The following is a 26,975-nucleotide window of genomic DNA, read 5'->3' as shown; positions in this document are numbered from 1 at the left end:
CCGGCGGCGCGTCCGGGCGGCGGGACGTCCTTCACCGGTGGCGGCCGCAACTTTGCAGCCGGCAGCGGCAACTGGAACGGCGGAGGCTGGCATCATCATCATCGTCGTGGCGGATTCTGGCCCGGCTTCGCGGCGGGTGCCGCGATCGGCGGCATCGGCTCATACGCCTATTATGGCGGCGGTTATTACGATGACCCCTATTACTACGGCGACAGTTACTATGATGAGCCGTCAGTGGCGGTGGTCCCCGATAGCGGAGGCGATTCCTCGGCCTATTGCGCGCAGCGCTACAAGTCGTATGACCCGGCCTCGGGAACCTATCTCGGCTATGACGGCCAGCGGCATCCCTGCCCGTAAGGTGGCCTGAACGATCGATGTGACAAATCGCGTGGGCGGTGCCGGTGAAGGCCGACGCCGCCCGTCAGCGCGATGGTGACGCGCGGACCAGTCCAAACAGCAGGGAGACGCAGCGATGGTGTCTGCTTCGGATTCGTCGAGCCTTTCGACTTTGCGTCGACCTACAACGAACCCGCGCGCAAATCGCGTGTCGCGCTGCCCTGCACGCAGACGCCCCTCGGCGGCCTGATGGAACCATTTCATCCTATGCACCGCACCGTGCATATCTCATCTGATCCAATCCAAAATTGACCCGGCACACGATTCGCGGATATCACCAATCACAGTGGGGACTTCGATCTACTGGGAAGTGTCATGCCGCGCGTTCTCGTGGTTGATGACGATCCGATGGTCGGCGCGACCATCGAGGTCCTCCTCCAACGTCAGGGCTTCGACGTCACGCTGGCCGACGGTGGCGAAACAGGACTGGCTGCGCTGGAAGCGCAGGCCTTTGAGGTGATGCTGGTTGACATCTTCATGCCGCACATGCGCGGCTTCGAGTCGATCCGCATCTTCCATGAGCGCGCGCCGGCTACTCCGCTGATCGCGATGTCCGGCTACGCCTTTGCGTCATCCGCCTCGCCCTCTCCCGATTTCCTTCGCATGGCGCTGGAGCTCGGTGCCACGCGCTGCCTGCGCAAGCCGTTCACGCCGGAAGCGTTGCTGACCACGATCCGGGAATGCCTCGCGGGCGAGAGCGCGCAGTCGAAGGACAAGAAAGAAGCCCCTTGATTCCAACGCAGCGCGTCATTCTGGGTGCCGGACTTGCCATCCTCCTGATCATCACCGCGGCCTCGATCGCCCTCGACGTCAAATCGCGATCCGACGCGACGTGGGTCAATCATACGGTTCAGGTGCAGAAGAAGATCTCCGATCTGCGCGTGCTGCTGCGCCGCGCCGAGAGCGCCGCGCGCGGCTTTGAGCTCTATCGCAACCCGGCCTTCAGCACCGAATTCGAATCCGTTCACGCCCAGATCGCGCCGGCCCTTGCCGAGCTCAAGCGCGGCGTGCGCGACAATCCCGACCAGGTCGCGCTGCTCGAGGGCACCGAGCCGCTGGCGCTGCGGCGGGTCGAGATCGCGGCCGAAGCGATGCGGCTGCGCGCGGCGAACGACCAGGCCGGCATTGCCGCGCTGAACGGCAAGGCCGAGGGCCGCGGCCTCATGGACACGGTGATGGGCAATCTCGACCAGCTGAGCGCCGAGGAAGAACGCCTGCTCGCCGCACGCTCCCAGGATTCGCGCCGCACGGGCGTCGTGCTGCTTGGTATCGACGTCGCCGGCGCGATGGTGATCCTTTTGCTGGTCGTGATGGTGATGCGTGAGAGTCGGCGCGCCACGGCGCAGCTCCAGACCTCGCTCGATCAGACGCAGGCTGCCAAGCAGGCGCTCGAAGCGGCGGTGGCCGAACGCACACAGCATCTGGTGGACGCGCATGACGAGCTGCGCCTGTCGGTCAACGTGCTGCAAAGCACGTTTCACAGCATGGCCGAGGCGGTGCTGGTGATCGACGCCGAGGGCAACGTGCTGCTGTCCAATCCGGCCGCCGAGCGCATGCTGCTGCATCGCACCGGCATGAACCTGCGTAATCTGCGCGCGATGTCGGACGTGTTTCACGGCGACGGCGCCACGCCGATGCAGGCCGACGAGCTGCCCTCGGTGCGCGTGCTGCGGGGCGAGAAGTTCGAGGACCTGGAGATGATCGTCCGCCCCTACAGCGGCAATCCTCCCCGCCATCTCATGGTCAGCGGCCGGCCGATGCTGGACGGGCAAGGCGACATCTCCGGCGCGGTGCTGGTCTATCATGACGCCACGATGTCGCGCGAGACCGAGCGGCAGCTCTACCAGTCGCAGAAGCTGGACGCGATCGGCAAGCTGACCGGCGGCGTCGCCCACGACTTCAACAACATGCTGACCGTGATCTCCGGCAACACCGAGACGCTGGTGGAAAGCCTGAAGCAGCAGCCCGAGCTGCAGCGCATTGCGCGGCTGATCGACGACGCCGCCGAGCGCTGCGCCGAGCTGATCCAGCATCTGCTCGCCTTCGCGCGCCGGCAGCCGCTGCAGCCGCGCAACGTCGAGATCAACGGCGCGATCGCCGACATCGCAAAGCTGCTGCGCCCCACCCTCGGCGAGCAGATCCAGATCGAGACCGTGCTGGAACAGGGGCCGATGACCGCGCACATCGATCCGTCCCGGCTCACCAATGCCGTGCTCAACATGGCGATCAATGCGCGCGACGCCATGCCGAACGGCGGCAAGCTGCTGCTGGAGACCCACCGCGTCGTGCTGGACGAGGCCTATGCGCAGGCCCATGCGGACGTGGTAGCCGGCCCCTACATCATGCTCGCCGTCAGCGACACCGGCACCGGCATGACCATCGAGACCCAGCACAAGGCCTTCGAGCCGTTCTTCACCACCAAGGAGGTCGGCAAGGGGTCGGGCCTCGGCCTCTCGATGGTCTATGGCTTCGTCAAGCAATCCGGCGGCCACATCAAGATCTACAGCGAGGAAGGCCACGGCACCACGATCAAGCTCTATCTGCCGCCCGGCGAAGGCACGGCGGAAGTGGCAGCCGCCGCCACGCCACCGGTCGAGGGCGGCGCCGAGACCATTTTCGTCGTCGAGGACGATTCCCTTGTGCGCAACTTCGTCACCGCACAGCTGCAGAGCCTCGGCTACAAGACGATCGCCGCGGCCGACGGCAAGTCCGCGCTGGACTTGATCACGGCCGGCCAGCCGTTCGACCTGCTCTTCACCGACGTCGTCATCCCCGGCGGCATGAGCGGGCGCGAGCTCGCCGAGGAGGTGGCAAGGCTCCGGCCGGGCGTGAAGGTGCTCTACACCTCCGGCTACACCGACAACGCCATCGTCCACCACGGCAAGCTCGATGACGGCGTAATGCTGCTGACCAAGCCGTATCGCCGCAACCAGCTCGCGGAGATGATCCGGAAGGCGCTGGGCACCTAACGCGTCGCCAGCACCACCGCCGCCAGCGTGAAGATCAGCGCCGCGATCTGGCCCGGCCCTAGCGGCTCGTGAAGCGCGATCGCGGAGGCCACCACGCCGATGACAGGCACCGCCATGGTGCCGATCGCGGCGACCGAGGCCGGCAGCCGGGCCAGCGCTGCGAACCAGCTGACATAGGCGATGCAGAACTGCACCACGGTCGAATAGACCAGCAGCCACCAGCCGACCGGCGTCACCCTGGAAAGATGCGTGGTCTCGACCAGCAGGCCGATGATCGAGATCGGCAGGCAGCCGATCCCGATCTGCCAGGCCGCGGCCGTGATTGGCGGCAGATGGATCGGGTATTTCTTCGAGAACACCGTGCCGACGGCGAAGCCGAACGCGCCCGCGAGCGCCATCACGATGCCCGGCAGCTTCTCGATGCTGGCGGTGATGCCGTTGCCGCCCATGATCGAGGCGAGGCCGACGAAGGCCATCACCAGCCCCAGCGTGCGCAGCAGCGTCGGCCGCTCGCCCAGCACCGGCCATGCGATGATCGAGGCCCAGACCGGCATGGTGTAGGCGATCAGCGCCGCCTCGCTCGCGGGCAGCCAGAGCAGCGCCAGGCCCATCAGCACCATCCAGCCGGTGACGTTGAGCATGGCGGCGGTGATGAGGCGCGGCCAGATCCCCGGCTCCACCGTCAGGCTTTGCCGGCGGACCACCGCAAGGCTCGCGAGCAGCAGCGCGCCGAGCACCCCGGTCACGCCCCGGAGCGTCAGCGGCGGCAGCTCGGAGAGCAGGAATTTGGTCACCGGCCAGTTGAAGCCCCAGCCGATCGAGGTGATCGCGAGGAACATTAGGCCGGCCGGGGCGATGCGCGGTCGCGCATCCCGACGGGTCGAATCAAGCATGAGGGCAGTCCGGCAAAATCTGGGGTCAGCTTGGCGCGGATTCGCGGGCGCCACCACCAGCCCGGCGGGCATGCCTGCCCTCGCCTTCCGTAGGGCTACGTGAGTCCTGCTGACGCAATCCCTCCGCCCAAAAATATACCTGCCCTGTGAACAGCGGGATGAAGGCTCCTGATCACCACGGGATGCAAATTTTTTCGGTTGGGATTCTCTGAGGACTCACTGATACTTGCCCCCACAACAGGCGCGGGCTTGCCCCCTGTTATCCCCCGCAATCCACCATATTTAGTATTTGATTCAGGAACTCGCACTAGTTCTTGACGGGCGCAACGGAGAGTCCTAGCTTTCGATCCGTTCGGCGCGAGTGAGTTTGCGTCCCGCCGGCACTCCCCCAAAGGGTCTCGCAAATCTTCGCTCCGCCAGCCAGCCAAAGGCAGCGGTTGAGGGCTTGTCTGCCTGCCAAAGGCGGACTCTTCGGGCGCCAGAACGGGCCGGCAACAGGCTCGCATGGCAGGTGTTGAAGTGACTGTGGGGCGTTGAACGCATGTCGGGCCCATCCCCTTGGGGGCGGATGTGTCTGGACATGCCGGCGGATGATCGATGCACGCATCGAAGAATCGCGCCGGGAGAACAAGGGCCGGGTCCACCCGGCTGAACTGCGATGCCCGGAGGCCGAGTGGCCGAAGGGACTCGCGAAACGAAATGTCGACCCGGCACGCCTGAACGGAGGCGGGACCGGTCAAAACTTAAGGACGGGGCAAGATGCGGATTGAGCGGCGCCACACCACTTCGGGACAGTCACCTTACGCGGGAATCGATTTCCGCCAGACCACGTCGGAGATCAGGAATCCCGACGGCTCGGTCGTGTTCAAATTGGACGGCGTCGAGGTCCCGACCGAGTGGTCGCAGGTCGCCTCCGACGTGCTCGCCCAGAAGTATTTCCGTAAAGCCGGCGTTGCCGCGCGCCTGAAGAAAGTCGAGGAGGAATCCGTCCCCTCCTTCCTGTGGCGCTCCGTGCCCGACACCGAGGCGCTCGCTGCTCTCCCGGAGAAGGAGCGCTATGTCAGCGAGCTCAGCGCAAAACAGGTGTTCGACCGCCTCGCCGGCTGCTGGACCTATTGGGGCTGGAAGGGCAAGTATTTCTCGACCGACGAGGACGCCCAGGCGTTCTACGACGAGCTGCGCTACATGCTCGCGATGCAGATGGTCGCGCCGAACTCGCCGCAATGGTTCAACACCGGCCTGCACTGGGCCTATGGCATCGACGGCCCCGGCCAGGGCCATTATTACGTCGACCCCTTCACCGGCAAGCTGACCCGCTCGAAATCCTCCTACGAGCATCCGCAGCCGCACGCCTGCTTCATCCAGGGCGTCGGTGACGACCTCGTCAACGAGGGCGGCATCATGGACCTCTGGGTCCGCGAGGCCCGCCTGTTCAAATACGGCTCCGGCACCGGCTCCAACTTCTCGCGCCTGCGCGGCGAAGGCGAAAAGCTCTCCGGCGGCGGCCGCTCGAGCGGCCTGATGAGCTTCCTCAAGATCGGCGACCGCGCCGCCGGCGCCATCAAGAGCGGCGGCACCACGCGCCGCGCCGCCAAGATGGTCGTCGTCGACGTCGATCACCCCGACATCGAGACCTATATCGACTGGAAGGTGAAGGAGGAGCAGAAGGTCGCGGCTCTCGTCACGGGCTCCAAGATCAACCAGAAGCACCTCAAGGCGGTGCTGAAGGCCTGCGTGAACTGCGAAGGCTCGGGCGACGACTGCTTCGACCCCGAGAAGAACCCTGCCCTGCGCCGCGAGATCAAGCTCGCGCGCCGCAGCCTCGTGCCTGACAATTACATCAAGCGCGTCATCCAGTTTGCCAAGCAGGGCTACAAGGACATCGCGTTCGACACCTACGACACCGACTGGGACAGCGAAGCCTATCTCACAGTCTCCGGCCAGAATTCCAACAACTCGGTCTCGCTGAAGGACGACTTCCTGCGCGCGGTCGAGACTGATGGCGACTGGAATCTGAACGCCCGCACCTCCAAGAAGGTGACGAAGACGCTGAAGGCGCGCGACCTCTGGGAAAAGATCGGCTACGCCGCCTGGGCCTCGGCCGACCCGGGCCTGCACTTCAACACCACCATGAACGACTGGCACACCTGCAAGGCGTCCGGCGACATCCGCGCGTCCAATCCGTGCTCGGAATACATGTTCCTGGACGACACCGCCTGCAACCTCGCCTCGGCGAACCTGCTGACGTTCTACAACACCGAGACCAAGCGCTTCGACGTCGAGAGCTACGAGCATCTGTGCCGGCTCTGGACCATCGTGCTCGAAATCTCGGTGATGATGGCGCAATTCCCGTCGAAGGCGATCGCCGAGCTCTCCTACGAGTTCCGCACGCTCGGCCTCGGCTACGCCAATATCGGCGGCCTCCTGATGACCATGGGCCTGCCCTATGACAGCAAGGAAGGCCGCGCGATCGCCGGCGCGCTGACCGCCGTGATGACCGGCATCACCTACAAGACCTCGGCGGAGATGGCTGCCGAGCTCGGCACCTTCCCCGGCTACAAGAAGAACGCCCAGCACATGCTGCGCGTGATCCGCAACCACCGCCGCGCCGCCCATGGCCAGTCCAACGGCTACGAGGCGCTCAGCGTCAACCCGGTGCCGATGGACCTGGTCTCCTGCCCGCAAGCTGACCTCGTCAGCCACGCGCAGGCAGCCTGGGATGCGGCGCTCGAGCTCGGCGAGCAGCACGGCTATCGCAACGCCCAGACCACGGTGATCGCGCCCACCGGCACGATCGGCCTCGTGATGGATTGCGACACCACCGGCATCGAGCCCGACTTCGCCCTGGTGAAGTTCAAGAAGCTCGCCGGCGGCGGCTACTTCAAGATCATCAACCGCGCGGTGCCCGCGGCGCTGCGCGCGCTCGGCTATCGCGAGAGCGAGATCGCGGAGATCGAAGCCTACGCCGTTGGCCACGGCTCGCTCTCCAACGCGCCCGGCATCAACGCCTCGACCCTGAAGGCCAAGGGCTTCACCGACGAAGCCATCGCCAAGGTCGAGAAGGCGCTGCCGACCGCCTTCGACATCAAGTTCGCCTTCAACAAGTGGACCTTTGGCGAGGATTTCATCCGCGACCAGCTCGGCATCGGCGCCGAGGCCATCGCGGCTCCCGGCTTCGACCTGCTCCAGGCCGTCGGCTTCACCAAGCGCGAGATCGAGGCGGCCAACGTCCACATCTGCGGCGCGATGACGGTGGAAGGTGCCCCGCACCTCAAGGCCGAGCACTATCCGGTGTTCGACTGCGCCAATCCCTGCGGCAAGATCGGCAAGCGCTATCTGTCGGTCGAGAGCCACATCCGCATGATGGCGGCGGCGCAGCCCTTCATCTCGGGTGCGATCTCCAAGACCATCAACATGCCGAACGACGCCACCGTGGAGGACTGCAAGTCCGCCTACATGCTGTCGTGGAAGCTCGCATTGAAGGCCAACGCGCTCTATCGCGACGGCTCCAAGCTCTCCCAGCCGCTCAACTCGCAGCTCATCAGCGACGATGAGGACGAGGACGATGCAGTTGAGAGCCTCTACGAGAAGCCGATGGCGGCGCGCACCGCCCAGGTCTCGGAGAAGATCGTCGAGAAGCTGGTCGAGCGCATCATCGTGATGCGCGAGCGCGAGAAGATGCCGGATCGCCGCAAGGGCTACACCCAGAAGGCGGTCGTCGGCGGACATAAAGTCTATCTCCGCACCGGCGAATATGACGACGGCCGTCTCGGCGAGATCTTCATCGACATGCACAAGGAAGGCGCGGCGCTCCGCTCCTTCATCAACAACTTCGCCATCGCGGTGTCGCTCGGCCTGCAATACGGCGTGCCGCTGGACGAATATGTCGACGCCTTCACCTTCACCCGCTTCGAGCCGGCGGGCCCCGTGCAGGGCAACGACAGCATCAAGTACGCGACCTCGATCCTCGACTACGTCTTCCGCGAGCTCGCGGTGAGCTACATGTCGCGCTTCGACCTCGCCCATGTCGATCCCAACGAGACCGGCTTCGACGCGCTCGGCAAGGGCGTCGAGGAAGGCAAGGAGCCGGACGAGAACGGCGGCCACCACGCCACCCGCCTGGTCTCGCGCGGCCTCACCCGCTCGCGGACCGACAACCTCGTCGTGATGCGCGGCGGCAGCGCCGCGGTCACCCAAGGCAACGACAGCGCGCCCTCCGGCGGCAGCAAGGTCACGGCGATGGCCTCGCACGCCACCAGTGCCCGTGTCGGCGACGCCCTCGAAGGCGCCGTCGCCCTGAAGCAGGAAGTCCAGCACGACCTCTCCCCCACGGAGAAGCTGGAAGCCCTGCAGTGGAGCAAGGCCGGCAGCGCCGCGGTCGCCGTCCCCAGCAAGGCCGAGCGCCGCGCCGAGGCGAAGGCCAAGGGCTACGAGGGCGAGATGTGCAGCGAGTGCGGCAACTTCACGCTGGTGCGGAATGGGACGTGCATGAAGTGTGATACTTGCGGAAGCACGACGGGGTGTTCGTGAGGCAAGTTGAAGTTTAGATCCGACTATCAACGAAGGGCGGCCGAAAGGCCGCCCTTTCTACTACTATTTACACCCGAATGCCGCCCGTTTAGGCTGCCACATCTTTTGATTGCAGAACTAGAGAGTTTCGATGCGAGTTTTCATAAGTTGGTCTGGTGACCAGAGCAGAGCACTCGCAGAGACATTCCGAAATTGGATTCCTAGCGCCCTGCAGTACGTGAAACCGTACTTCACGCCGGCGGATATCGAAAAAGGGTCGAAGTGGGCGACCGAAATCTTCAAAGAACTTTCGGCGTCATCGATTTGTATCTTGGTCCTAACCCGTGACAATCTCGCCAGCAATTGGATTATGTTCGAAGCTGGCGCGATTTCGAGCGCTCTCGATAGAGCAAAGGTCTGCCCTGTAATCTTCGATTTGGAAGAAACAGACCTACAAGGTCCGCTTGCTCAATTTCAGGCGACCAAGTTTAACAAAGAAGATATTCGCAAGCTGTTCTTCACAATCAACGCGGCAGCCGGCGATCAAAAGCTCTCGGATGCTGTTCTGACTACCGTATTTGAGAAATGGTGGCCCGATTTGGAGGCCCAACTCCATCTAGTACTGACCCACCACAAGGCCGCGCGACCAGAAAAAAACGTTCGGTCTGACCGGGACATTATCGAAGAATTGTTGCTCCTTACGCGTAAACTTTCCGAGGCGAGAACCAAAGCGCCCGATGCGGAATTGGTACCTTCCGCGGCCCCATCAATGAAGTATGAGACCAGTCTATATAAATCGCTCTTCACGCTCGCTCGGGAATTTTTTGATCTAGGCGGATATGAACATGACCACCTGATTGACATGAAGGCGTCGGTAGATCGGTTGCTTGCGCACATTCCGAAGCGCATGGTGTCAATTTCGGTTCGTTCTGGCTTGGGTGAAGAACTATCAGCCCTTTCCGCCGACATTGAGGAGCTCATAAGAGCCGAAGTTGAGGCTTCGTGATCCGCCCTTCGCTCGGAAGCGTAGGGCACGTGATACGAGAGAGGCTAACCGCCAACCATTGCGAGCGCATAATGGCAAAGGATACTCCCCGCTACTCGAAAAGACCGCATATGTTTCTACTCGGTCCGATCGGAAAGATGCCGGCCTGTGGGATGGGTAGAGCAGAGCGAGACCCATCAACCTCAACCAAAGGCGATGTTGGGTTTCGTAAGGGTCCACCCCACCCTGCGCACTCGCGGAAATGCTGACTAAAGGCCTAGGCAGACCGCCCATAATTCTGCGTTATGCGCAACCTCGGACTGTTTGTCTGTACACTACTTCGGATGCGACATTATAGTTTATGACCAACGCCGACCACCTAGCAATTTTGAAACAAGGAGTCCAAGCGTGGAACGCTTGGCGAAGGACCCAAAATTCTCCGATCGAATTCTATGGGATCAACCTTGAGGGGGCCGATCTTTCAGGCTTCGACCTTCGAAACGCCGACTTTAGCCGAGCAATTCTTCATCAGACTTCTCTGGAAGGTGCCGACTTGACCGGCGCCAACCTTTTCCAAGCAGAACTTATTGAGGCGGAGCTTGCCAGTGCGGTAATTCGAAACGCAAATCTAAGCGGTGCAGACCTAAGCGCTGCTGATTTGACGAACGTCGACTTTACTGGCTCGGACTTAGATGCTGCCGACCTATCTTGGTCTCGACTGTTGGATACTAAATTGATCGATACCGATCTGACTCTAGCCAGGCTGCGCTCTCCGGAATTCCGTGGAGTGAATTTGTCTAAGAGCATTCTAGACGGTACTCTTTTCGCAGATGTCAACCTTAGTAGCGCGATTGGGCTAGCCACCTGTGTCCATCGTGGTCCCAGCATCATCGACCACATCACCCTGCAGGTATCCGGAGAGCTACCAAAGCAATTTTTGACAGGTATCGGACTTCAGGAAGCTCTGATTCTAGCACTTCCTCAGATCAGAACGTCGCTTGAGCACTACTCTTGCTTCATCAGTTATTCGAGCAAGGATGAGAAGTTTGCGAGTCAGATTCACAAGGATCTGACTAGAGCACGTATTAAGTGCTGGTTTGCACCTCATGACATGCCGATCGGCGGAAAGGTGCTGGATGAGATCGACGGCGCCATTTCCAAGAGAGACAAGGTGCTGCTGATACTCTCCGAAGCGTCGCTCGCCAGTGAGTGGGTCGAAGACGAAGTTACTAAGGCATTTGCTGAGGAGCGAAGGCGTAACACAAAGATACTGTTCCCAATTCGCCTTGACGACGCAGTTGAGCTATCGCAGGAGCCTTGGGCTGCAAAGCTCCGCGTTCGACACATAGGCGACTTCCGGAGATGGACCGTTCGCAAATGGTATAAGGAAGGGTTCCAACGCGTTTTGCGCGATCTAATGCGACAACCAGAGCAAGATGCTACGTCTGCGCCCGCACTCAAAACTGAAACCGATGAGGGAGCGTCGAGCTGATCAAGTGCACACCGTCATCCGCCGAATTGCCTTTGCGACCGCGCCCTTCCCTCCTAAACTCCAACCATCACCGGCTTGAGCTTCGACGGGCCCGGTAGAAGCGGAGTCGAGTCATGCCCAAACCGGAAAGCTTCACGATCGAGACAATCTTCGTTCCCACAAAACTGAAGAAGACCCTCAAGCCGGAAACCGTCGCGGAGATCGCGGAAAGCATGCTGGACATCGGGCAACAGGAGGCCATTTCCATCAGGCGCGACGGAGACCGCCTCGTGCTGGTCGAGGGACTGCATCGGTTAGAGGCCTGCAAGGCGCTCGGCGAGACCACCATTCTCGGCGTCCTGGTCCCGGCCGAGCTTGCTCAGCACAAGCCGCTGCTCGCCGAGCGACCCGAAGTCGAGGCGGAGCGCCTCAAGATGGCGCGATTGAAGCAGTTGCGCCTGGAGAAGGAAGCCGCGGAGGCATCGGCGGCTGGCATGAAGCGCGTCAGCGCAATGGACACGCCCCGCGCTCGTCCGCCGAAAGGCGCCCGCGACAATCCGAAGGCATCAGGTGGCCGACCTGCAAAATCGGCGTCGAAATCATTGTCGGACTGGATCTCGCAGCAGAAAGGAAGCGGCAACCGCTATTGAGGACCGGCTCGTTGCGCAGCTGCCGCCTCCTCATCGGAGCAAGGTGACGGCGCCCCCATGCGCGATCGCTCCGAGAGCCGGAGCGAGATCACGTCTTGAGGCGCGCCGTCACCGCAAGCCCAATCAGGCCGCGTTGCTGCGCTGGGTGTGGCCCCCTTCCTTCACCTCTTCGATAATCTTGGCGCTGAAGGCCTTGAGGTCGCCGGGGTTGCGCGAGGTGATGATGCCCTGGTCTACGACGACCTCGGAATCCTCCCACTTCGCCCCGGCATTGGCGATGTCAGTCTTGATCGATTTATAGGACGTCATTCTGCGGCCCTTCGCGATGCCGGTCTCGACCAGCAGCCACGGCGCATGGCAGACCGCCGCCACGACCTTCTTGGCGTCGAAGACGGCCTTGATGAACGCGAGCGCCTTGGGCTCGACACGCAAGAGATCGGGGTTGATCTGGCCACCGGGCAACACCAGGGCGTCATAATCTCCGGCCGTGGCCTGATCGAGGGTCTTGTCGACCTTGACCGTGCGGCCCCAATCCTTCTTGTCCCAGCCCTTGATCTCGCCAGGCTGCAGCGAAATGATCTCCACCGTCGCGCCGGCGGCCTTGAGGGCATCACGCGGCATTTCGAGCTCGGATTGCTCAAAACCGTTGGTCGCCAGAATCGCGATCTTTTTCCCGGACAGTTCCATCCTTCGTCTCCGCTGATGGTGAGGTGATGCTCACCAACCGGATGGCTTTGCCTTTCGTTCCCCTCGCCTCACGTGACGGCGACAATTCGTCGGCGTTCCACGAGCGCCAGGAACCGTCATAACGAGCGCTCCGGACACGTGGGCCGGTCACGCCTTGCGGCGACCCATTCGCGCGCGACGCGCCGAACTCCGACCGCGATCCCTGAGATCGCGGTCAGCTCCTTGAGGGTTAACCCGTTCGCCTCACGCCGCCTTCGCCTGCTCCGGCGTCGCCGTCTCCATCGCGCGCATGTAGAGGTCGAGCAGGCTTTCGCGCTCGTCGCGCTCGTTCTTGTCTTCCTTGCGCAGCTTGATGATCTCCTTGAGGATCTTGACGTCGAAGCCTTCGCCCTTGGCTTCCGCGAAGACTCCCTTCTTCTGCTCGCTCAACTCCTGCATCTCCGTGTCGAGGTTCTCGATCCGCTCGACAAAGGAACGGATCTTGCCGCCGGGAATGGTGATGTCGGACATGGTGTCTCCTCGCTGACTGAGGTCGCGAAAATGACCGTAAAGACATAACCAATGTGTTAACCTCGAAGACCCCGCGCATTGCCCTGTGGAGAAACGCAGAGGGAGCCGTTCCATGGCCGAGCCCCCTTCTTGTCAGTGCCGCGATGACCGAAAAATACTCCAAACGGATGACGCCACAGAGGCAGGCCTTTGCTATCCCTGCGCGCGTGGGCTGCCGCCGATAGCCGCGGGATTCGCGCTGGATTGCGGTCGCATGATTGGCGTCGATCAATGAGGACTGTCGTGAAGAACATCCTGTCTTTGGCTGCGGCCATCGCCGCTTCCGGCCTCTGCAACGCGAACGCCGCGGATCTTGCCGCCCACCCCGTTTTCAAGGCTCCCTCTCTCGCTGCGGTCTACGACTGGACCGGCTTCTACGTCGGCGGCAATGTCGGTTATGGCTGGGGTGGGAACACCGATCCGCGTCTCAGTCTCGTCAATCCCGGAGATGCCGGCGCCATCACGACGTTTCTAACCACCGGCCTCCCCGGTTTCGCCAGTGGAAACGCGTTCCCAAACCTCAATCCGAATGGCGTGTTCGGTGGGCTTCAGTTCGGCTACGACAGGCAGTTCGGCAACTGGGTGCTCGGTGCCGTCACGGACATCCAGGCCGCTGACTTTCACGCCGGGCGCCTGGTCACGACCTCGGCAGCAGCCACATTCGTCAATGTCGACGAAAGTCTTTCTGCAAACATCGACTGGTTCGGCACCCTCCGCGGCAAGCTCGGCTACGCCGTGAATGACTGGCTGCTCTACGGCACGGGCGGCCTCGCCTATGGCCGCACCAGGGCCAGCATCGGTTTTGCCTGCACGCCCGGCGGGACTGGATGTACAGGCATCAATATGACCGGCACGGCGGCCGAGACACGGTTGGGCTGGAGCGCGGGCGCTGGCGTCTCAAAGGCTTTCGGCAACTGGAACATCGGGCTCGAATACCTGCACGTCGACCTTGGGCGCTCATCCGTCACAGCGCTCGACCAAGTGGGGTTGTTTCCCTCGACGACGATCACGCAGAGCCAGCGGTTCACCGTGGATACCGCCCGCCTGACGGTCAACTACAAGTTCGGCAGAGCGCCCGATCGCGCAACGTATTGAATGGCCGCGTCGCACATCGCTCGAAACGGACTAGCAGCGGGTGGGCAAAGGCGCGTTTGCGCCGTGCCCACGATCTTTCCGATCCGGCCAGAGACACGTGGGCACGCTTCCGCCTTCGCTCTTCGAGCTACGGCGGACAAGTCGCTTTGCCCACCCTACGAGTCGTCGTGTCCTACCACCAATACGGCCAGCGCCAGCCCTCGTAGCGCACATAGGACGGCACGATCGGCGGACCGTAGGGATCGACCTTGTCGTCCTCGGGCCGGTAGCGGTAGCGCGGGACGATATTGTAATCCCACGGCGTCGGCCGCAGCACGGGCGCGGTGACGATGAGGCGCTCTTGCGGCGCGCGGACGACGACGGCCTTGCGCGTCCGCGCCTCGGCGCCTGAGGTTGCAAGGCTGCACAGCACCAGGGCGGTTCCGAGCGCGCAGGCGGCGGTTGTTTTTATCATGCAAGGGTCTCCTTCGCGCGAAGAGTGCAAAAGGATGTGGGGCAAGGCAAGCAAATTTCGCGCGAGATTTTTTCTGCTCCGCGAGTGTAGCCCTACGCCTCCACCTCCTCAGGCACCGCCCCCGCGACCAGCCCGTCGAGACCGACCATCAGCAGATCGGCGATGTGCATCAGCTGGTACAACGGAATGTCAACTTCGCCCTGCTCGGCCTGGCCTACGAACGCCGGCGCGACACCCAGGCGCTCGGCGAGCTGGCTTTCCGTGTAGCCGCGGGTCTCGCGCGCGGCCTTGACGCGCGCGCCGATGCCGAGGCGGTGCCGGGACTGCTCGTCCGCGGTCATCATCGCCGCCTGCTCGGTCGCGCTCGCATAACCCGCGCTGAACGCGCCGCCGATCAGTCGCTCCTTGCGCCATGCGAGCCGGCAGTCCTTGCGCAGGCCGCTCCTGAAGATCAGCGAGAATTGCTCCGCGACCCATGCCGAGCTGTTGAGCTGCAGCCGCGCGCCGGTGGCGGAGACGTCGCGGATCGTACAGGGCACGCTGACGATGCTGCCGGCGCCGTTGTCGAATTCGACAAGGCCGGTGCGCAAGGTGTGATGCCTGAGGGCGGCGCGAAGATCGCTCATGACAGCTCCGTAAAATCCTGCGGCGGTGTCGAAACGGATCGAGGCCGCCGTGATCGGAGCACGCTAGCGCAGAATTTTTCCGCGAGCCCTAAACTTGCGCCAGTTCGACCGGGACAAGCGTCTATGGTAAAGGATACGTCACCTACTTCTTCAATGCGCTCACGGCATCGAGCAGGAGCATGTCGCGGTTCTGCTCGCAGAAGCGCGACAGCTTGTTCGAATTCCGCTCCAATTGTTGCGTATCGAGCACCGGGTCGTTGCGCCGTCCGGCGTAGAAGCCGCTTAGCCAGATGTTAACGGTGCGGGTGTGGGTGATGCGCTGGGTGATGTATTGGTCGCACGTGATCTTCGACACGTCGACCGTCACCTGGGCCTCGGCCTGCGCGACCGTCAGCATGGCGGCAAATAGCGCGGCAGCTGCCGCTTTCAACGGGACCATGAAATTTCCTCCGAACGATGCGACAAAGGTCCGATGATCGCGCGCGGGGCCGTTGATCCAGATCAACGAGCCGCCCAAGGTACTTGTCCAAGTGTCCCGGCGGCTCGCGCGGCGCCGGCGGAAAACATCAGTCGCCGCGTTCGCCGTTCAGCAGCGCAAGCGCCCGCGGCACCTGATCGCCATCCGCCACCAGCACATATTCCTGCCGCGCAAGGCTCTTGCCGCTGGCGAGCACGATCGCTTTCTTCGGGCACAGGCCGAAGCATCCGGTCATGATCAGCTTGGCCGGCTTGGTGCCGTCGCGCCTGCTCGCCTTCAGCCCGGATTTCAGCGCACGCCTGACGTCGCGGCCGTCATCGCTGCGCTTGAGGCATTTGCGGCAGACCAGCACCGGCGCCTCGCGGCGCGGCCGCACGATCATCGGGCTTGCGGACTTTTGTTTGTTGTCGGGCATGAAGAACCTGTATGAGACCGCAGCTCATATAGGCATGGAACCGCGCCTTCGCCGCTGCGACCGGGAGCGGAGGCCATGGTAAGGAATGGCCCCCGGGCAACCGCTCCCGCCGCGTCGCGCCGACCCGTTGACCTCGCTGAAGGCGGCAAACAGGATCTCCCCATGACAGCAGTCCTCCGTATCGCGGCCTTTTCCGACGGCAACACCGGGGGCAATCCCGCCGGCGTCTGGATCGGCGACGTGCTGCCTGATGCCGCCAGGATGCAGGCGATCGCAGCGGACGTCGGCTTCTCGGAAACGGCCTTTGCCGCGCCCGAGGGCGAAGACTGGCGCGTCCGGTATTTTTCGCCCGCGATGGAAGTGCCGTTCTGCGGCCATGCGACGATTGCGCTGGGCGCGGCGCTCGCGCACCGGCACGGCGACCGGCGTTTCCAGTTGCATTTGAACGAGGCCGTCATTTCGGTGTCGGGGCGCCGCGACGGCAACACCATCGCGGCGGCGTTGCAGTCGCCGCCAACCCGCAGCGCGGCGCTCGATCCATCGCTGCGGGATCAGCTGCTGGATCTGTTCGGCTATGCGGCCGCCGATCTCGATCCCAAAATCCCGCCGGCGAAAATCCATGCCGGTGCCGATCATGCCGTACTCGGCCTGAGATCTCGCGCAGCGCTCGCGCGCATGGCCTATGATTTCGCGCACGGCCGCACCCTGATGGAGCAGGCCGGGCTCGTCACCATCGCGCTCGTCCATGTGGAGACGCCGCAACTGTTTCATGTGCGTAACGCGTTCGCCGCAGGCGGGGTTGTCGAAGATCCCGCGACGGGCGCGGCCGCCGCTGCGTTTGCAGGCTATTTGCGCGACATCGGCTGGCCCCATGGCGGCGCCATCGACATCGTCCAGGGCGAGGACATGGGCGCGAGGTCGCTGATCCGTGCGGAGATCGGCGAGGCCGGCGGCAGCTCGATCCGAGTCTCGGGGACGGCACGCTTCATGGACGCGTGAACGGGAGCGCGGCCGATCACTCCCGCGCGCGGCGCAGCGTCTCCTGCAGCTTCATCCGTTGCTTGTCCCAGCGGGTCTGTTCGGCCTCGGCCCGCTCATCCAGCGCGGCGCGGGCGGCCTCGATCTCCTCCGCTTTCGCCTCGTGCTCCCGCCTGGCCTTGTCCAGCGCCGCTTCGGCGGCGGCGACCGCCTTGTCGCGGCGCGCGCGCTCTTTGGCGCGAGCGGCCTCCTCCTTCGCACGCGCGGCCTCGCGCCGCCGCTCCTCCTTCTCGAATGCCGCGGCGGCCTTGCGGACGGTCTGGTTGTCGGGCTGGCGCGAAGCCTTCTTGGCGCTTTTGGCTTTCTCCGCCGGACGCTTGGTCTTGGGCTTGGTCTTGCGTTTGGGTTTGGAATCGTCCTCGGCAAGATCGGTGGGCAGCTCCGCACTCTCGGTGAACGGCCCGTCCGATCCGACCGGGCGCCTGAGCACGACCCCAGGCTTGGCCAGCGTCGCCGCGACGATATCGGGGTCGTCAGTCTCCTTCGCAGCGCCCTGATGAAACAGGTTGGAGCTGGCGCCCCAGGCCTCGAGCGCCGCCTTCATCGAGGGCGCGGCGATGGCCTGGTCGAAGAAACCGAGCGAGGTCTGGTAGGTCTTCAGTTTCCGTGTCGGTTTGCTTTTCGCGCGTTTCGGCATGCGGTCCCAATGTTGGCGTGGCCCGGATGGAGCGTAGTGCAATCCGGGGTCTTGTGTATCCGCGGGGCAAACTTTCCCGGATTACGCTTGCGCTCCATCCGGGCTACGGACTCGCAACGAGCGCATCGTATCCCTTCTCGCTGAACGCCAGCAGGCAGAACCCGTGCCCGAACGGATCGGCCAGCATTGCGATTCGGCCATAGGGCGCATCGCTCGCCGGCACCTCCAGGATCGCGCCGGCGCGCAGCGCGCGGTCGACGGCGGCATCGACATCGTCGACGACGACGTCGACATGCACCGGCGTCCAGTGCCGCTCGTAGCGGCGGCGGTCACCGCCGGCGCCGATCGTGCCCGCCTTCTTGGTCAGGAGATAGACCGGCGCGGGCCAACCGAGCAGCTCGACGAAGTCGGTGCCGAAGCGGCGCCCGACCGTGAGGCCGAAGGCCTCGGTGTAGAAGCGCGTGGCTTGCGCGACGTCGGGGACGTCGATGTTGAGAAGGAAGGTCATGGCGGGCTCGTCGCGAATTGCGCAGCGAGCGTAGCCCGGATGGAGCGCAGCGCAATCCGGGATGTTGCCGCACGCTGGCCGGCGGATTCCGCACGCGGTCCATCCGGGCTACGCAGCGACCGTCTCACCCGAGGAGCGGCACCGTGTCATTCTGCCCCTGATTTGCCCGACGCCGCAAACACTATTCGGCACAACCGAAATCATGAGGAATTTCAAAGACGTCCCTACTGTGCATGGGGTTGTTTTCGCGAAATTGAGTTGGGCGCCCTCATTTGCCTCTCAGGCTCAGGATATAGGCCGACAGCATATCCGCCTGCTCCGGCGAGATCACGAGGTTCGGCATGTTCTGGTGGCTGGTGCGCCAAAACACCTTGAGCGACAGCGCGGTGGTGCCGCCGCGATCGGCGATGGCCTGGAAGCTCGGCGCCTCGTCGAACCAGCCGGCCATCCCCGGCTCGACCGCGTGACAGCTCTGGCACCACGCCTGCGCCAGGCGATGGCCTTCGGCAACCGCGCGCGGGCCCGACCGCGGAGCCCCGGCGGCAGTGTGGACTACGCTGAACAGAAACAGCACCGACAATACGACCAGAAGAGCGAGACCGAGATAGATTCGGGCACTGTGCGACATGGCGCTTCCCTCGCTGTTGCTTCGCCGGCCCACCAAGCGTAAGTCGGCGCAGGCCGATGAAATTGATCTGCGTCAAGGGCCTGACGCGAGGCCCGTAGCAAGAGCTGAAGCGACGTGTCCGCCGCGTCGAAAAAGCGACGCCGGCAGCACATGAAGCGAGACGAGAAGTATGACCGACACGATGAAATGCCCCGCCTGCAACTCCGAGCACGCCTATCAGGACCGCGGTCTCTGGGTCTGCCCGGAATGCGGCCATGAATGGAGCGGTGCGGCGGAGACGGCCGCGGACGCCGCGCAGGAGGCCGGCGTGCGCGATGCCAACGGCAATGTGCTCACTGATGGCGACAGCGTCATCGTGATCAAGGACCTCAAGATCAAGGGCTCCTCCTCGGTCGTGAAGGGCGGCACCAAGGTGCGCAACATCCGCCTCCAGGACGCCAGCGACGGCCACAACATCGCCTGCAAGATCGACGGCATCGGTGCGATGAACCTGAAGTCCGAGTTCGTGAGGAAGGCGTAGCCCGCGCTTACCTTTGCCGCTGCGCCAGATAGAATCCGCACAGCACGGTGACCAGGCCCGCGGCCTGCAATAGCGTCGGCGGCTCGCCGAGCAGCAGCCAGCCGGTGAGCAGCGTCAGCGCCGGCACGCAGGCCGGAAACACCGCGGCGCGGGCAACGCCGAGGCGCTGCACCGAGACGGCGAACAGATACAGCGCGGCGGGGCCGGCGAGCACGCCCTGCGCCAGCGCCTGGATGGCGTTCTCGGTCACGCCGATCGCCGCGACGTGAGCGAGCCCGACGGTCAGGACGTAGATGGGCAGCAGCAGCAGCGACAGCACGTTGATGACCAGCGCGGCCGACACGGCGGAGACGCGCCAGTGCCGCAGCGCCGTGCCGAAGCCGGCGAACATCAGTCCGGTGAGCACGAAGATCAAATCCCCGAGCACGCCGTCGGCCCCGATATGGCCGATCGATTCCGCGCCGATCACGCCGAGACCGCCGACGATGACGAGCGCACCGACGAGGCGCGAGGCGGAGACGTGCTCTTTCAGGAACAGGGCGGCCAGCAAGAGGCCGCCGAGCGTGGCACAGGACGGCTGGATCACGCTGCCATGGCCGAGCGGCACAAACAGAAAACCGGTGTAGGAGATCAGCGACATCACGGGGCCGCCGAGGACCATCAGCACAAGGCCCCTGCTCCAGCCGATGCCGCAGAGATCGGAGACGCCGGCGCGCAGCACCAGCGGCAGGAACGCGATGCCCGACCAGACATAGCGATGCACCAGCAGATCGACCGGCGTGAAGCCGACCTTGAGCCCATGCCGCGTGCCGGCAAAGCCGAGCGCCCAGAACAGCGCCGCGGCAAGACCGCAAGTGACGCCGAGCAGTGCCGGCGCCGTATCGTTGTTTCGAGAGAGAGCGTCAGCGCCGCTCGTCCGCTGATCCATGGACCAAGCATTATGTCGGCGCGTCTGCCGGCTCAACCCACGGGGCTGCAGGGCTGGCACGCGGGCGGAATCCGCAGCCCGCAGAAGCTAAGCGCGCAGCGAATGATCGCTCAGAAGAATCCCGGGCTGAGATCGAGGCCGTAGGTCAGGCTGAGCACGAACACGAAGAGCGCGGCGGCAGCGAACAGAGCGGTGTGCTTGAGAATGAACGCACGCGGTGAAACGGCGGGGACGACGACTTTTTGCGCAATGGGCATGATGGCCTCCATTATGATTTCAACAATTGGCCGCGACGATGCGGCCGCCGCATCAAGCAACGCGTTCTGCAAATCAACTGTTAAAGGGATCACGCCCGTTATGAACGGACATACATAGCCGGCACATTCACGCGAACTTGTTTCGCCGGGGGTGTCTCAATCAGCGCATCGCTGTCAATAGATCGCGGGATCCGCGAGCAGCATCTCGTTCGAGGATGTCAGGTGAGGCAGCGGATCCCGCCTCTGCGCGGAACCCAGCTGCCGTCACGTGATGTCAGATCAGCGGGCAGCGCCCGTGGTGACGTCGGCGGTCTTCAGCTTGCGCGGGCTGAGCAGCTTCGTCTGGTGGACCGAGGCGACAGTGGTCGGCGCAGCGGCCTGCTGCTCGACATGCGCGGCGCCGAGGACGCGAACCTGCAACGGCGAGACCGGAAATCCGTTGGCCTCGTAAGTGGGCAGCTCGGCGGCGAAAGCCGCGGTGCTGCCTGCGATCGCCAGGATGGCGGCGGCGACCGACAAAGTCTTCTTGTTCATTGGGTAGTGCTCCTGAGTGGAAGAGTCGGAGCATATTTAGGCGCGTTTTGCTGCATTGCGACATGCTTTGTTGCATCGCAATAGCGCGTGCGCTGCATGGCGATATGTTTAACACGTACAAGGCGTTGGCCGAATCACGGTCAGCCGCGACATGACAGTTTTGTGGACGGTGCCCAGCCACCGGGTACGGGGCGAACCCACCCGCGGAACTTGCGTTGCACCTCAGCAACACCTCCCCGAAAAGCCCGTTCTCGTCGATTTGCGCCATTGCGCCGCCACATCGTCCTCCGAACAATCGACGTGCTGCGTGCCTTTCCGTGCCAGACTGACTTCGTCAGACTGTTTGCATCATCACTGTCCGGACAAGACGGGTTCGGGCAGAACCGTTTGGAGGCAGGGATCATGAACGATCGGCGGTCTCTTCTGGTAGCGGTCGCGTGCCCCTCGGCCGTGCTCGCCGGCTGGCTGGCGCTTTCCCTCTCGGCCTATGCCCCTGCCCTGATCGAGAACAGCGGTGCCAATGCGGCCACCGTCTCGCGCGCGAAAGATCTCGGCCGGCTCGATCTCGCCGACGTGCCGCGCGCTGCCACGATCGAGGACGGCATCGCCTTGACCGCGGACATCGCGGCTGCCGTCGCCGCGGCACCGGCCCCGACCATCGCTGAAGCAGCGGCGCCCGAGCCGCCCATCCCCGCCATCAAGCTCGCCTCAGCGGATCCGGCGCTGATCCTGCCGGTGGAGGCCCCGCCTGCGCCGCAGATCGCGCCTGACCCAGAGCCCGCCATCAGCGAGGCTGCGCCAGCCCCGGTTCCTGAGCCCGTCAAGCTCGCTTCTGCCGATCCCAGCGAGATCGTGACCACGGACACGCTGTCCCCCGCGGCAATCGCCAGCGGCCCCGTTGCGCCTGCAAGCAAGGCATCGCCGCCGGCCGATACCGTCGCCGTGCTCGACGAATGCTTCGTCATGGATGCCTGCATCGACCGCTATCTCTGGGCGCTCTATCAGCGCACCGCGAAGGAAGACTCGATCAAGGTTCAGGAGCGCCGCGCCGTCACCGTCAAGCGCAAGGGCAAGACAGTCACGGTGATGCGCAGCTTCACCAAGCTGGTTGATGAGGATTTCGGCTGGAAGGATCCGAAGGCGGCCGAGCACGCCGGCATGTCGATGATGGATTATGTCATCGGCGGCATGGACAAGAGCTTCAAGCAGAAGCTGTTCCGCACGTTGCTCGCCGCGGAGGCCGCCGGTCTATCGCCGGGCATCACCAGCGCGTTCCGCGACGATTATCGCCAGTCGATCGCGAGCGGCCTGAAGGCCGCCTCCGACCGTTCCTATCATGGCGGCAGCTCGCGCGGCGGCTACGGCCATGGCATGGCGGCCGACATCGTCAGCACGCAAGGGAACAACCGCGCACAGCGCTGGGTCTCGACCGAAATCCTGTGGAAGTGGGTCGACGCCAACGGCAAGGCGTATGGCATCGGTCGGCCCTATCTCGGCCGCGATCCGCCCCATGTCGGCCCTGTCGACGGCCCGGAATACATCTCGCGCCGCGGCACCGGCGATGGCAAGCAAGTCGCCAGCGTGAAGTCCAAGAAGGTGGTGCGCGCCGCGGCCCATGCCAAGCCGCCAAAGGCGCAGGCCGCACGCGAGCAGAGGGCGCCCGCGAAGCCACAGAAGTCGGCGCAATCGGGCGCGAAGCGCGCGACCTGAGCTCGTTACGTCCTGCGCGACGGGATCGGCAGCGGCACGAGCCGCATCTCGGCCGTGCCAGCATCCTGCGTGCGCACCAGCACCGCAAAGATCGTCTCGACCGCAAGCCGCACCGCGGCCCCGATCGCCTCGCCCTTGGCCAGATGGGCTGCGATCAGGCCGGTGAGGAGATCGCCGGTGCCGTAAGGTCGGATTGGCAACCGCGGCGTCGCGAAGCGCGACAATTGCCCGTCGGCGCACAGGATCGTCTCCACCTGCCCCGCCGCCGTGTCGGCGAGCGTGCAGCCGGTCGCGACGACATCGATGCGGCCGGTCGCCGCCAGCGCGGCACATGCCGCGCGGAGGCCCTGCGCATCAGGGATGGTGAGGCCTGAGAGCAGCTCGAGCTCGAACTGGTTCGGCGTCGTCAGGTTCGCCGCCGGCAGCAGCCGGTGCCGGACCACATCCAAGATGCCGTCGGCGACATAGACGCGGCCGTCATCGCCGATCACGGGATCGCAGAGATAGATCAGCTTGGCATTCCGTGTCAGCGCCCGCTCGACGAAATCGGCGATCACGGCGGCATTGCCCGGCGAGCCGAGATAGCCGGTCACGAGCACGGCGGCTTCGTCGACGAGGCCGCGCTCCTCCACACCCTTCAGGAGATCGGCGACGAGCTCGGTCTCCAGCACCCGCCCGCGCAGGCTCGGATAGCGCGGATGGTTGGACAGCAGCGTCGTCGGCACCGCCGCAACGTTCACGCCCTCCGCCTGCATGGCGTAGGCCGCTGCGCTGTTGCCGACATGACCGTGGACGACCTGACTTTGAATGGAGATGACGAGCATGAGAGAGGTCCGTAGGGTCAAACGGCGGATGTGGCAAGAGTCATGTCAGCGTCGCGCGAGCTCAGCGAGATAAGCACAGAACATGTCGGCCATGGCATCGGCGTAGGCCGCGATCTCCGCCTCGCTGCGCGTCTCTTCGGAAAACCCCTTGCCGACCTCGCTCAAAGTCGTCGCGATCAACTCGCCGGCAAGCGCGCGTGTCGCGTCCGAGGCTTTCGGCAGCGCTTCCCGCATGAACGCCGCGACAATCCCCTCACCGGCGGCCCTCGCCTCCTGCGCCTCGGGCGCGTCGCGATAGAGCGGTGCGGCATCGCTCAGCGCGACGCGGATAGCAGCCTCCTCGCACTCGGAACGGATGAAGGCATGGACCAGCGCGCGTAGTCGCGTCGGCGGCGGCTTCGTCCGGTCGGCAAGGATGCCGCGCAGCATCTCGCTGGTGCGCCGCCACTCGTCGCTCTGGAGCCGGAACAGGATCGCGGCCTTGTTCGGAAAATATTGATAGAGCGATCCGACGCTCACTCCGGCTCGCTCCGCCACCCGCGCCGTGGTGAAACGCTGCGCGCCTTCCTTCGCCAGAACCTGAACAGCGGCATCGAGAATGGCCGTCACCAGGCCGGTAGAGCGGGCCTGTTGCGGCTGTTTTCGTGAGGAAACTGAACGGCTTCGACGATCGGCCATGGCTCGCTCCGGCAACGCGAATAGGAAATGCGACGAATTAGTCGTATTTCAACAAGCACGCAAGCATGCGTTTTTCGCCAACTCTGGAGACCTCGAATGCCCACATCAACCATCACGTCGCTTGCACCGCTGTTGGATCGCCTGTTCGACGAAGCCGAGGCAGCGAGCGGCGTAACGCGAGCCGCCGTCGCTGATCTGTCTGACGCAGACCAGGTACGGATGATACGAAGCAAGACCGATTACCGCGAACTTTACGGACGCCTGAAGGATGCTCCGCTCCCCGTCTCGCGCGAGACCGGGACCCTGCTCTACATGCTGGCACGCAGCTCCGGCGCCCGAACGATCGTCGAGTTCGGCACATCGTTCGGCATCTCGACGCTGCACTTGGCCGCCGGCCTGCGCGACAACGGCGGCGGCCGCCTCATCACCAGCGAGTTCGAACCGTCCAAGGCAGCACGGGCGCGGCAGAACCTCATCGCCGGCGGCCTGTTCGATCTCGTGGAAATCCGCGAAGGTGACGCACTGCAGACGCTTCGAGCCGATCTGCCCGATACGATCGATCTCGTGCTGCTCGACGGCGCCAAGGCGCTCTACCCGGATATCCTGGACCTGCTCAAAAACCGTCTCGGGCCGGGCGCGATCATCGTCGCCGACAATGCCGACGACAGCCCCGACTATCTGGCGCGCGTCCGCGCACCCGGAAGTGGCTATCTGTCCACGCCCTTCGCCGAAGACGTGGAACTCTCCGTGCGGATCGACTAGGGCCTAGTCTTCGCCTCGCTGGATCTCGAGTCGCCATGCGTGCGGTGGCTCGAGATATCGTTCGCATGCCGATCGGTGCGGCAGGTTCGTAGTGTCGCAGGTTCGTCACTCACACCTGATATCTGCTCGCGGCAAAATGCTGTCCATGGACATGATTCCCCGCGGCATCTCTCTCATGACTCCCAATTTCGTGGCTTACGCGGCCCTCGCCCTCGCGATCGTGTTCGAGGTCACCGCGTCGGCCTTCCTGCAGCAGTCCGCGCAGTTCACCCGCCCCTGGCTGACACTGGCGATGGTGATGTTCTACGTCGCCTCGTTCTATGCGCTGTCGGTGGCGATCCGGGTCATTCCGTTGAGCATCGCCTATGCGATCTGGGGTGGGGTCGGCATCATCCTGACCGCCACCGTCTCCTTCGTGCTGTTCCGCCAGATGCTGGATTCCGCAGCCTTCGTCGGTATCGCATTGATCGTATCCGGCGTCGTGATCATCAACCTGTTCTCCGAGACCGCTATGCGTTGATCCCGGAAAGCTGGGGAGCGGCAAGCTACTGGCTCTGCACCGGCTTTGGCGGATGCGGCGCGGATCGCGCGGGCTTCTTGGCGGGCTTGGCCGCAGCGCGCGGCGGCGGCTCGTCGACCGATTCCAGATAGGCGGCAAGCACCTTGGCCGAGTCCGAGCTCGTCGCGTAATGATCCCTCAGGAACCAGGACAAGGTCAGGCTGAACCGCCCCTTGGCCAGACCGCGCGGACTGCGATGGCAGGTCGCGCAACCGTCAGCGAACAGTTTGGCGGGTGACTTGCCGGCATCGAGATTTTGCGCGGCAGCGACCGTCGCCGTCAAAACGACGACGGCTGCTGCCAAAGTCATCGCAGGCACGATCCGATCGCGCCCCGGCCGAACCAATGATGTCAAATGTCGTCCCCTCGCCCCGTCCGCGGTCACGCCGCCGACAGCTGATCGAATTCGGGCGGTGCGTAGGCCTTTCCCTCCTGATCGGTGATGACGACCCGCCACCCCTCGCTGGCCCACACTTTCGCCTTCGCCACGATGAGCAGCCGGCTCTCGCGGGCGAAACTGTACTTCTCGTTGTCGCGTTCTGCGATCATCTTGTAGGCCAATTCGCATCCCCTTGCGTCGCCCTGCACCCGGCCTCCTCGTGGCAGCGGGCTTTGGCGGCAATTCGCCGGGAGCGTGGCAATTTGGTGCCATCCGCAAAGCATGTTGCTGGCGGACGGCATCGGCGTGCTCCACGGGAATGCGATTTCTATCCGAAGGCCCGGCCCGTCACCTCGGCGGCGGAACCGATCGTCCCATGTCCGAGCTCCGCTAATGCACGCGGATAATGTGGGGACGGCCGAGATCGATCAGCCCCTGCACGGCCGAGAGGCGGTCGTCGAGCGCCGCGATGGTGAGCAGCAGGTTGTTGCGGCGCTCATCGAGCAACCCCATTTCGGCGCCGGTGAGCTTCATGCTCGTCCGTTCCTTTTGGATCCCTTCGAGGGATTCGCGCAATCCGGCAATCAGGCCGGTCAGCTGTTTGGCCTCTTTCGTCATCGAACGCTTCGCGACATTTTGGCGGCGCGACTCCACCTGGCTCTGTCTCATGTCATCCTCCGGTGCCCCGCTGCCCCGAGTGGATGCTTACAGCTTTGGGTAGACATGTTACGATCGATGAAATCTGCCCGCGAAGAACTGACTTAAATTGTCGCGACCTTCGACATGGCGAAGGAAAGCCCGGCGCGAGGGCCGGGCTTTCCTGGTTACACGCTAGT

Annotated in this window: 31 protein-coding genes; 13 read left to right on the top strand and 18 right to left on the bottom strand. The window is 63.9% G+C overall.

Features of this window, described 5'->3' with window-relative positions:
* The 3 genes from SE92_RS02200 to SE92_RS02190 all read left to right on the top strand — a co-directional run.
* Positions 1-357 (top strand): BA14K family protein (locus tag SE92_RS02200; protein ID WP_198172527.1); only part of this gene is annotated, 357 nt, incomplete at its 5' end.
* Positions 358-711: 354 nt separating this feature from the next.
* On the top strand, positions 712-1,128 hold the full coding sequence (locus SE92_RS02195) for a response regulator (RefSeq protein WP_063194268.1): 417 nt from the start codon (positions 712-714) through the stop codon (positions 1,126-1,128).
* On the top strand, positions 1,125-3,365 hold the full coding sequence (locus tag SE92_RS02190) for a CHASE3 domain-containing protein (protein WP_063194267.1): 2,241 nt from the start codon (positions 1,125-1,127) through the stop codon (positions 3,363-3,365). The genes SE92_RS02195 and SE92_RS02190 overlap by 4 nt, the downstream gene beginning before the upstream one ends.
* Here SE92_RS02190 and SE92_RS02185 read toward each other — a convergent pair.
* Positions 3,362-4,258 carry a DMT family transporter gene (locus SE92_RS02185; RefSeq protein WP_063194266.1) on the bottom strand — a complete coding sequence of 299 codons (897 nt, stop codon included), beginning with the start codon at positions 4,256-4,258 and terminating at the stop codon, positions 3,362-3,364. The two genes, SE92_RS02190 and SE92_RS02185, sit on opposite strands and share 4 nt — an antisense overlap.
* A 759-nt stretch (positions 4,259-5,017) precedes the next feature.
* On the opposite strand from SE92_RS02185, the gene SE92_RS02180 reads away from it, so the two are divergent.
* From SE92_RS02180 to SE92_RS02165, 4 genes are all read left to right on the top strand, one after another.
* Positions 5,018-8,788 (top strand): vitamin B12-dependent ribonucleotide reductase, encoded by a 3,771-nt coding sequence (locus tag SE92_RS02180; protein ID WP_063194265.1) that lies wholly within the window; start codon positions 5,018-5,020, stop codon positions 8,786-8,788.
* A gap of 130 nt (positions 8,789-8,918) precedes the next feature.
* Positions 8,919-9,773 carry a toll/interleukin-1 receptor domain-containing protein gene (locus SE92_RS02175; RefSeq protein ID WP_084251730.1) on the top strand — a complete coding sequence of 285 codons (855 nt, stop codon included), beginning with the start codon at positions 8,919-8,921 and terminating at the stop codon, positions 9,771-9,773.
* A 340-nt stretch (positions 9,774-10,113) separates the two neighbouring features.
* Positions 10,114-11,244 carry a toll/interleukin-1 receptor domain-containing protein gene (locus SE92_RS02170; RefSeq protein ID WP_063194263.1) on the top strand — a complete coding sequence of 377 codons (1,131 nt, stop codon included), beginning with the start codon at positions 10,114-10,116 and terminating at the stop codon, positions 11,242-11,244.
* A 113-nt stretch (positions 11,245-11,357) separates the two neighbouring features.
* Positions 11,358-11,873, top strand: a complete 516-nt coding sequence (locus tag SE92_RS02165; protein WP_063194262.1) for a ParB N-terminal domain-containing protein — start codon at positions 11,358-11,360, stop codon at positions 11,871-11,873.
* A 123-nt stretch (positions 11,874-11,996) separates the two neighbouring features.
* Here SE92_RS02165 and SE92_RS02160 read toward each other — a convergent pair whose 3' ends face one another.
* Positions 11,997-12,560, bottom strand: coding sequence for a type 1 glutamine amidotransferase domain-containing protein (locus SE92_RS02160; RefSeq protein WP_063194261.1), 564 nt, complete (start codon positions 12,558-12,560; stop codon positions 11,997-11,999).
* 243 nt (positions 12,561-12,803) lie between these two features.
* Entirely contained in the window at positions 12,804-13,070 is a 267-nt protein-coding gene (locus SE92_RS02155; protein ID WP_063194260.1) for a DUF2312 domain-containing protein, read from the bottom strand.
* 282 nt (positions 13,071-13,352) lie between these two features.
* On the opposite strand from SE92_RS02155, the gene SE92_RS02150 reads away from it, so the two are divergent.
* Positions 13,353-14,204, top strand: a complete 852-nt coding sequence (locus SE92_RS02150; RefSeq protein WP_063921242.1) for an outer membrane protein — start codon at positions 13,353-13,355, stop codon at positions 14,202-14,204.
* Between the two features lie 172 nt (positions 14,205-14,376).
* Here the strand turns inward: SE92_RS02150 and SE92_RS02145 are convergent, their stop codons facing one another.
* The 4 genes from SE92_RS02145 to SE92_RS02130 form a co-directional block, all read right to left on the bottom strand.
* Positions 14,377-14,658 carry a hypothetical protein gene (locus SE92_RS02145; RefSeq protein WP_063194258.1) on the bottom strand — a complete coding sequence of 94 codons (282 nt, stop codon included), beginning with the start codon at positions 14,656-14,658 and terminating at the stop codon, positions 14,377-14,379.
* Positions 14,659-14,750: 92 nt separating this feature from the next.
* Positions 14,751-15,284 carry a helix-turn-helix domain-containing protein gene (locus SE92_RS02140; protein WP_063194257.1) on the bottom strand — a complete coding sequence of 178 codons (534 nt, stop codon included), beginning with the start codon at positions 15,282-15,284 and terminating at the stop codon, positions 14,751-14,753.
* A 142-nt stretch (positions 15,285-15,426) separates the two neighbouring features.
* Positions 15,427-15,723 (bottom strand): HdeA/HdeB family chaperone, encoded by a 297-nt coding sequence (locus SE92_RS02135; protein WP_084251950.1) that lies wholly within the window; start codon positions 15,721-15,723, stop codon positions 15,427-15,429.
* Positions 15,724-15,850: 127 nt separating this feature from the next.
* A complete protein-coding gene (locus SE92_RS02130; protein WP_063194256.1) occupies positions 15,851-16,177 on the bottom strand; it encodes a hypothetical protein in 327 nt (108 codons plus the stop codon).
* Positions 16,178-16,339: 162 nt separating this feature from the next.
* Here SE92_RS02130 and SE92_RS02125 point away from each other — a divergent pair, with 162 nt between their 5' ends.
* Positions 16,340-17,176, top strand: a complete 837-nt coding sequence (locus SE92_RS02125) for a PhzF family phenazine biosynthesis protein (RefSeq protein WP_063194255.1) — start codon at positions 16,340-16,342, stop codon at positions 17,174-17,176.
* A 16-nt stretch (positions 17,177-17,192) separates the two neighbouring features.
* Here the strand turns inward: SE92_RS02125 and SE92_RS02120 are convergent, their stop codons facing one another.
* The 3 genes from SE92_RS02120 to SE92_RS02110 all read right to left on the bottom strand — a co-directional run bounded on the left by SE92_RS02120 (position 17,193) and on the right by SE92_RS02110 (position 18,988).
* Positions 17,193-17,852: a hypothetical protein gene (locus SE92_RS02120; RefSeq protein ID WP_063194254.1), complete on the bottom strand. Its 660-nt coding sequence runs from the start codon at positions 17,850-17,852 to the stop codon at positions 17,193-17,195.
* Between the two features lie 103 nt (positions 17,853-17,955).
* Entirely contained in the window at positions 17,956-18,360 is a 405-nt protein-coding gene (locus SE92_RS02115) for a VOC family protein (RefSeq protein WP_063194253.1), read from the bottom strand.
* 268 nt (positions 18,361-18,628) lie between these two features.
* Positions 18,629-18,988: a c-type cytochrome gene (locus tag SE92_RS02110; protein WP_063203299.1), complete on the bottom strand. Its 360-nt coding sequence runs from the start codon at positions 18,986-18,988 to the stop codon at positions 18,629-18,631.
* A gap of 169 nt (positions 18,989-19,157) precedes the next feature.
* Between SE92_RS02110 and SE92_RS02105 the strand changes: the two genes are divergently transcribed.
* Positions 19,158-19,508, top strand: a complete 351-nt coding sequence (locus SE92_RS02105) for a zinc ribbon domain-containing protein YjdM (RefSeq protein WP_063194252.1) — start codon at positions 19,158-19,160, stop codon at positions 19,506-19,508.
* Between the two features lie 7 nt (positions 19,509-19,515).
* Here SE92_RS02105 and SE92_RS02100 read toward each other — a convergent pair whose 3' ends face one another.
* The 3 genes from SE92_RS02100 to SE92_RS02095 form a co-directional block, all read right to left on the bottom strand.
* Complete coding sequence (locus SE92_RS02100; RefSeq protein ID WP_063194251.1) at positions 19,516-20,436, bottom strand: DMT family transporter; 921 nt, start codon at positions 20,434-20,436, stop codon at positions 19,516-19,518.
* Positions 20,437-20,546: 110 nt separating this feature from the next.
* Positions 20,547-20,693 (bottom strand): hypothetical protein, encoded by a 147-nt coding sequence (locus SE92_RS36430; protein ID WP_198172524.1) that lies wholly within the window; start codon positions 20,691-20,693, stop codon positions 20,547-20,549.
* Between the two features lie 279 nt (positions 20,694-20,972).
* The gene (locus tag SE92_RS02095) at positions 20,973-21,227 is read right to left on the bottom strand and encodes a hypothetical protein (RefSeq protein ID WP_063194250.1); all 255 of its coding nucleotides are present in this window, start codon (positions 21,225-21,227) and stop codon (positions 20,973-20,975) included.
* A 402-nt stretch (positions 21,228-21,629) separates the two neighbouring features.
* Here SE92_RS02095 and SE92_RS02090 point away from each other — a divergent pair, with 402 nt between their 5' ends.
* The gene (locus tag SE92_RS02090; RefSeq protein ID WP_063194249.1) at positions 21,630-22,937 is read left to right on the top strand and encodes a hypothetical protein; all 1,308 of its coding nucleotides are present in this window, start codon (positions 21,630-21,632) and stop codon (positions 22,935-22,937) included.
* Between the two features lie 5 nt (positions 22,938-22,942).
* Here SE92_RS02090 and pdxY read toward each other — a convergent pair whose 3' ends face one another.
* Both pdxY and SE92_RS02080 read right to left on the bottom strand, forming a co-directional pair.
* Positions 22,943-23,761: a pyridoxal kinase gene (gene pdxY / locus SE92_RS02085; RefSeq protein ID WP_063194248.1), complete on the bottom strand. Its 819-nt coding sequence runs from the start codon at positions 23,759-23,761 to the stop codon at positions 22,943-22,945.
* 45 nt (positions 23,762-23,806) lie between these two features.
* Complete coding sequence (locus tag SE92_RS02080; RefSeq protein ID WP_063194247.1) at positions 23,807-24,439, bottom strand: TetR/AcrR family transcriptional regulator; 633 nt, start codon at positions 24,437-24,439, stop codon at positions 23,807-23,809.
* 96 nt (positions 24,440-24,535) lie between these two features.
* On the opposite strand from SE92_RS02080, the gene SE92_RS02075 reads away from it, so the two are divergent.
* The gene (locus tag SE92_RS02075; RefSeq protein WP_063194246.1) at positions 24,536-25,201 is read left to right on the top strand and encodes an O-methyltransferase; all 666 of its coding nucleotides are present in this window, start codon (positions 24,536-24,538) and stop codon (positions 25,199-25,201) included.
* A 175-nt stretch (positions 25,202-25,376) separates the two neighbouring features.
* The gene (locus tag SE92_RS02070) at positions 25,377-25,721 is read left to right on the top strand and encodes a DMT family transporter (RefSeq protein ID WP_063203298.1); all 345 of its coding nucleotides are present in this window, start codon (positions 25,377-25,379) and stop codon (positions 25,719-25,721) included.
* 25 nt (positions 25,722-25,746) lie between these two features.
* On the opposite strand, the gene SE92_RS02065 is transcribed toward SE92_RS02070, so the two are convergent.
* From SE92_RS02065 to SE92_RS02055, 3 genes are all read right to left on the bottom strand, one after another.
* On the bottom strand, positions 25,747-26,070 hold the full coding sequence (locus SE92_RS02065; protein ID WP_063194245.1) for a hypothetical protein: 324 nt from the start codon (positions 26,068-26,070) through the stop codon (positions 25,747-25,749).
* A 71-nt stretch (positions 26,071-26,141) separates the two neighbouring features.
* Positions 26,142-26,441, bottom strand: coding sequence for a hypothetical protein (locus SE92_RS02060; protein ID WP_245324423.1), 300 nt, complete (start codon positions 26,439-26,441; stop codon positions 26,142-26,144).
* 88 nt (positions 26,442-26,529) lie between these two features.
* Positions 26,530-26,808: a hypothetical protein gene (locus tag SE92_RS02055; protein WP_063194243.1), complete on the bottom strand. Its 279-nt coding sequence runs from the start codon at positions 26,806-26,808 to the stop codon at positions 26,530-26,532.
* Positions 26,809-26,975 lie beyond the last annotated feature (167 nt).

Source organism: Bradyrhizobium sp. AT1 (genome assembly GCF_001590795.1).
Lineage (GTDB): Bacteria > Pseudomonadota > Alphaproteobacteria > Rhizobiales > Xanthobacteraceae > Bradyrhizobium.
This window is presented reverse-complemented; position numbering and strand designations above follow the sequence as displayed.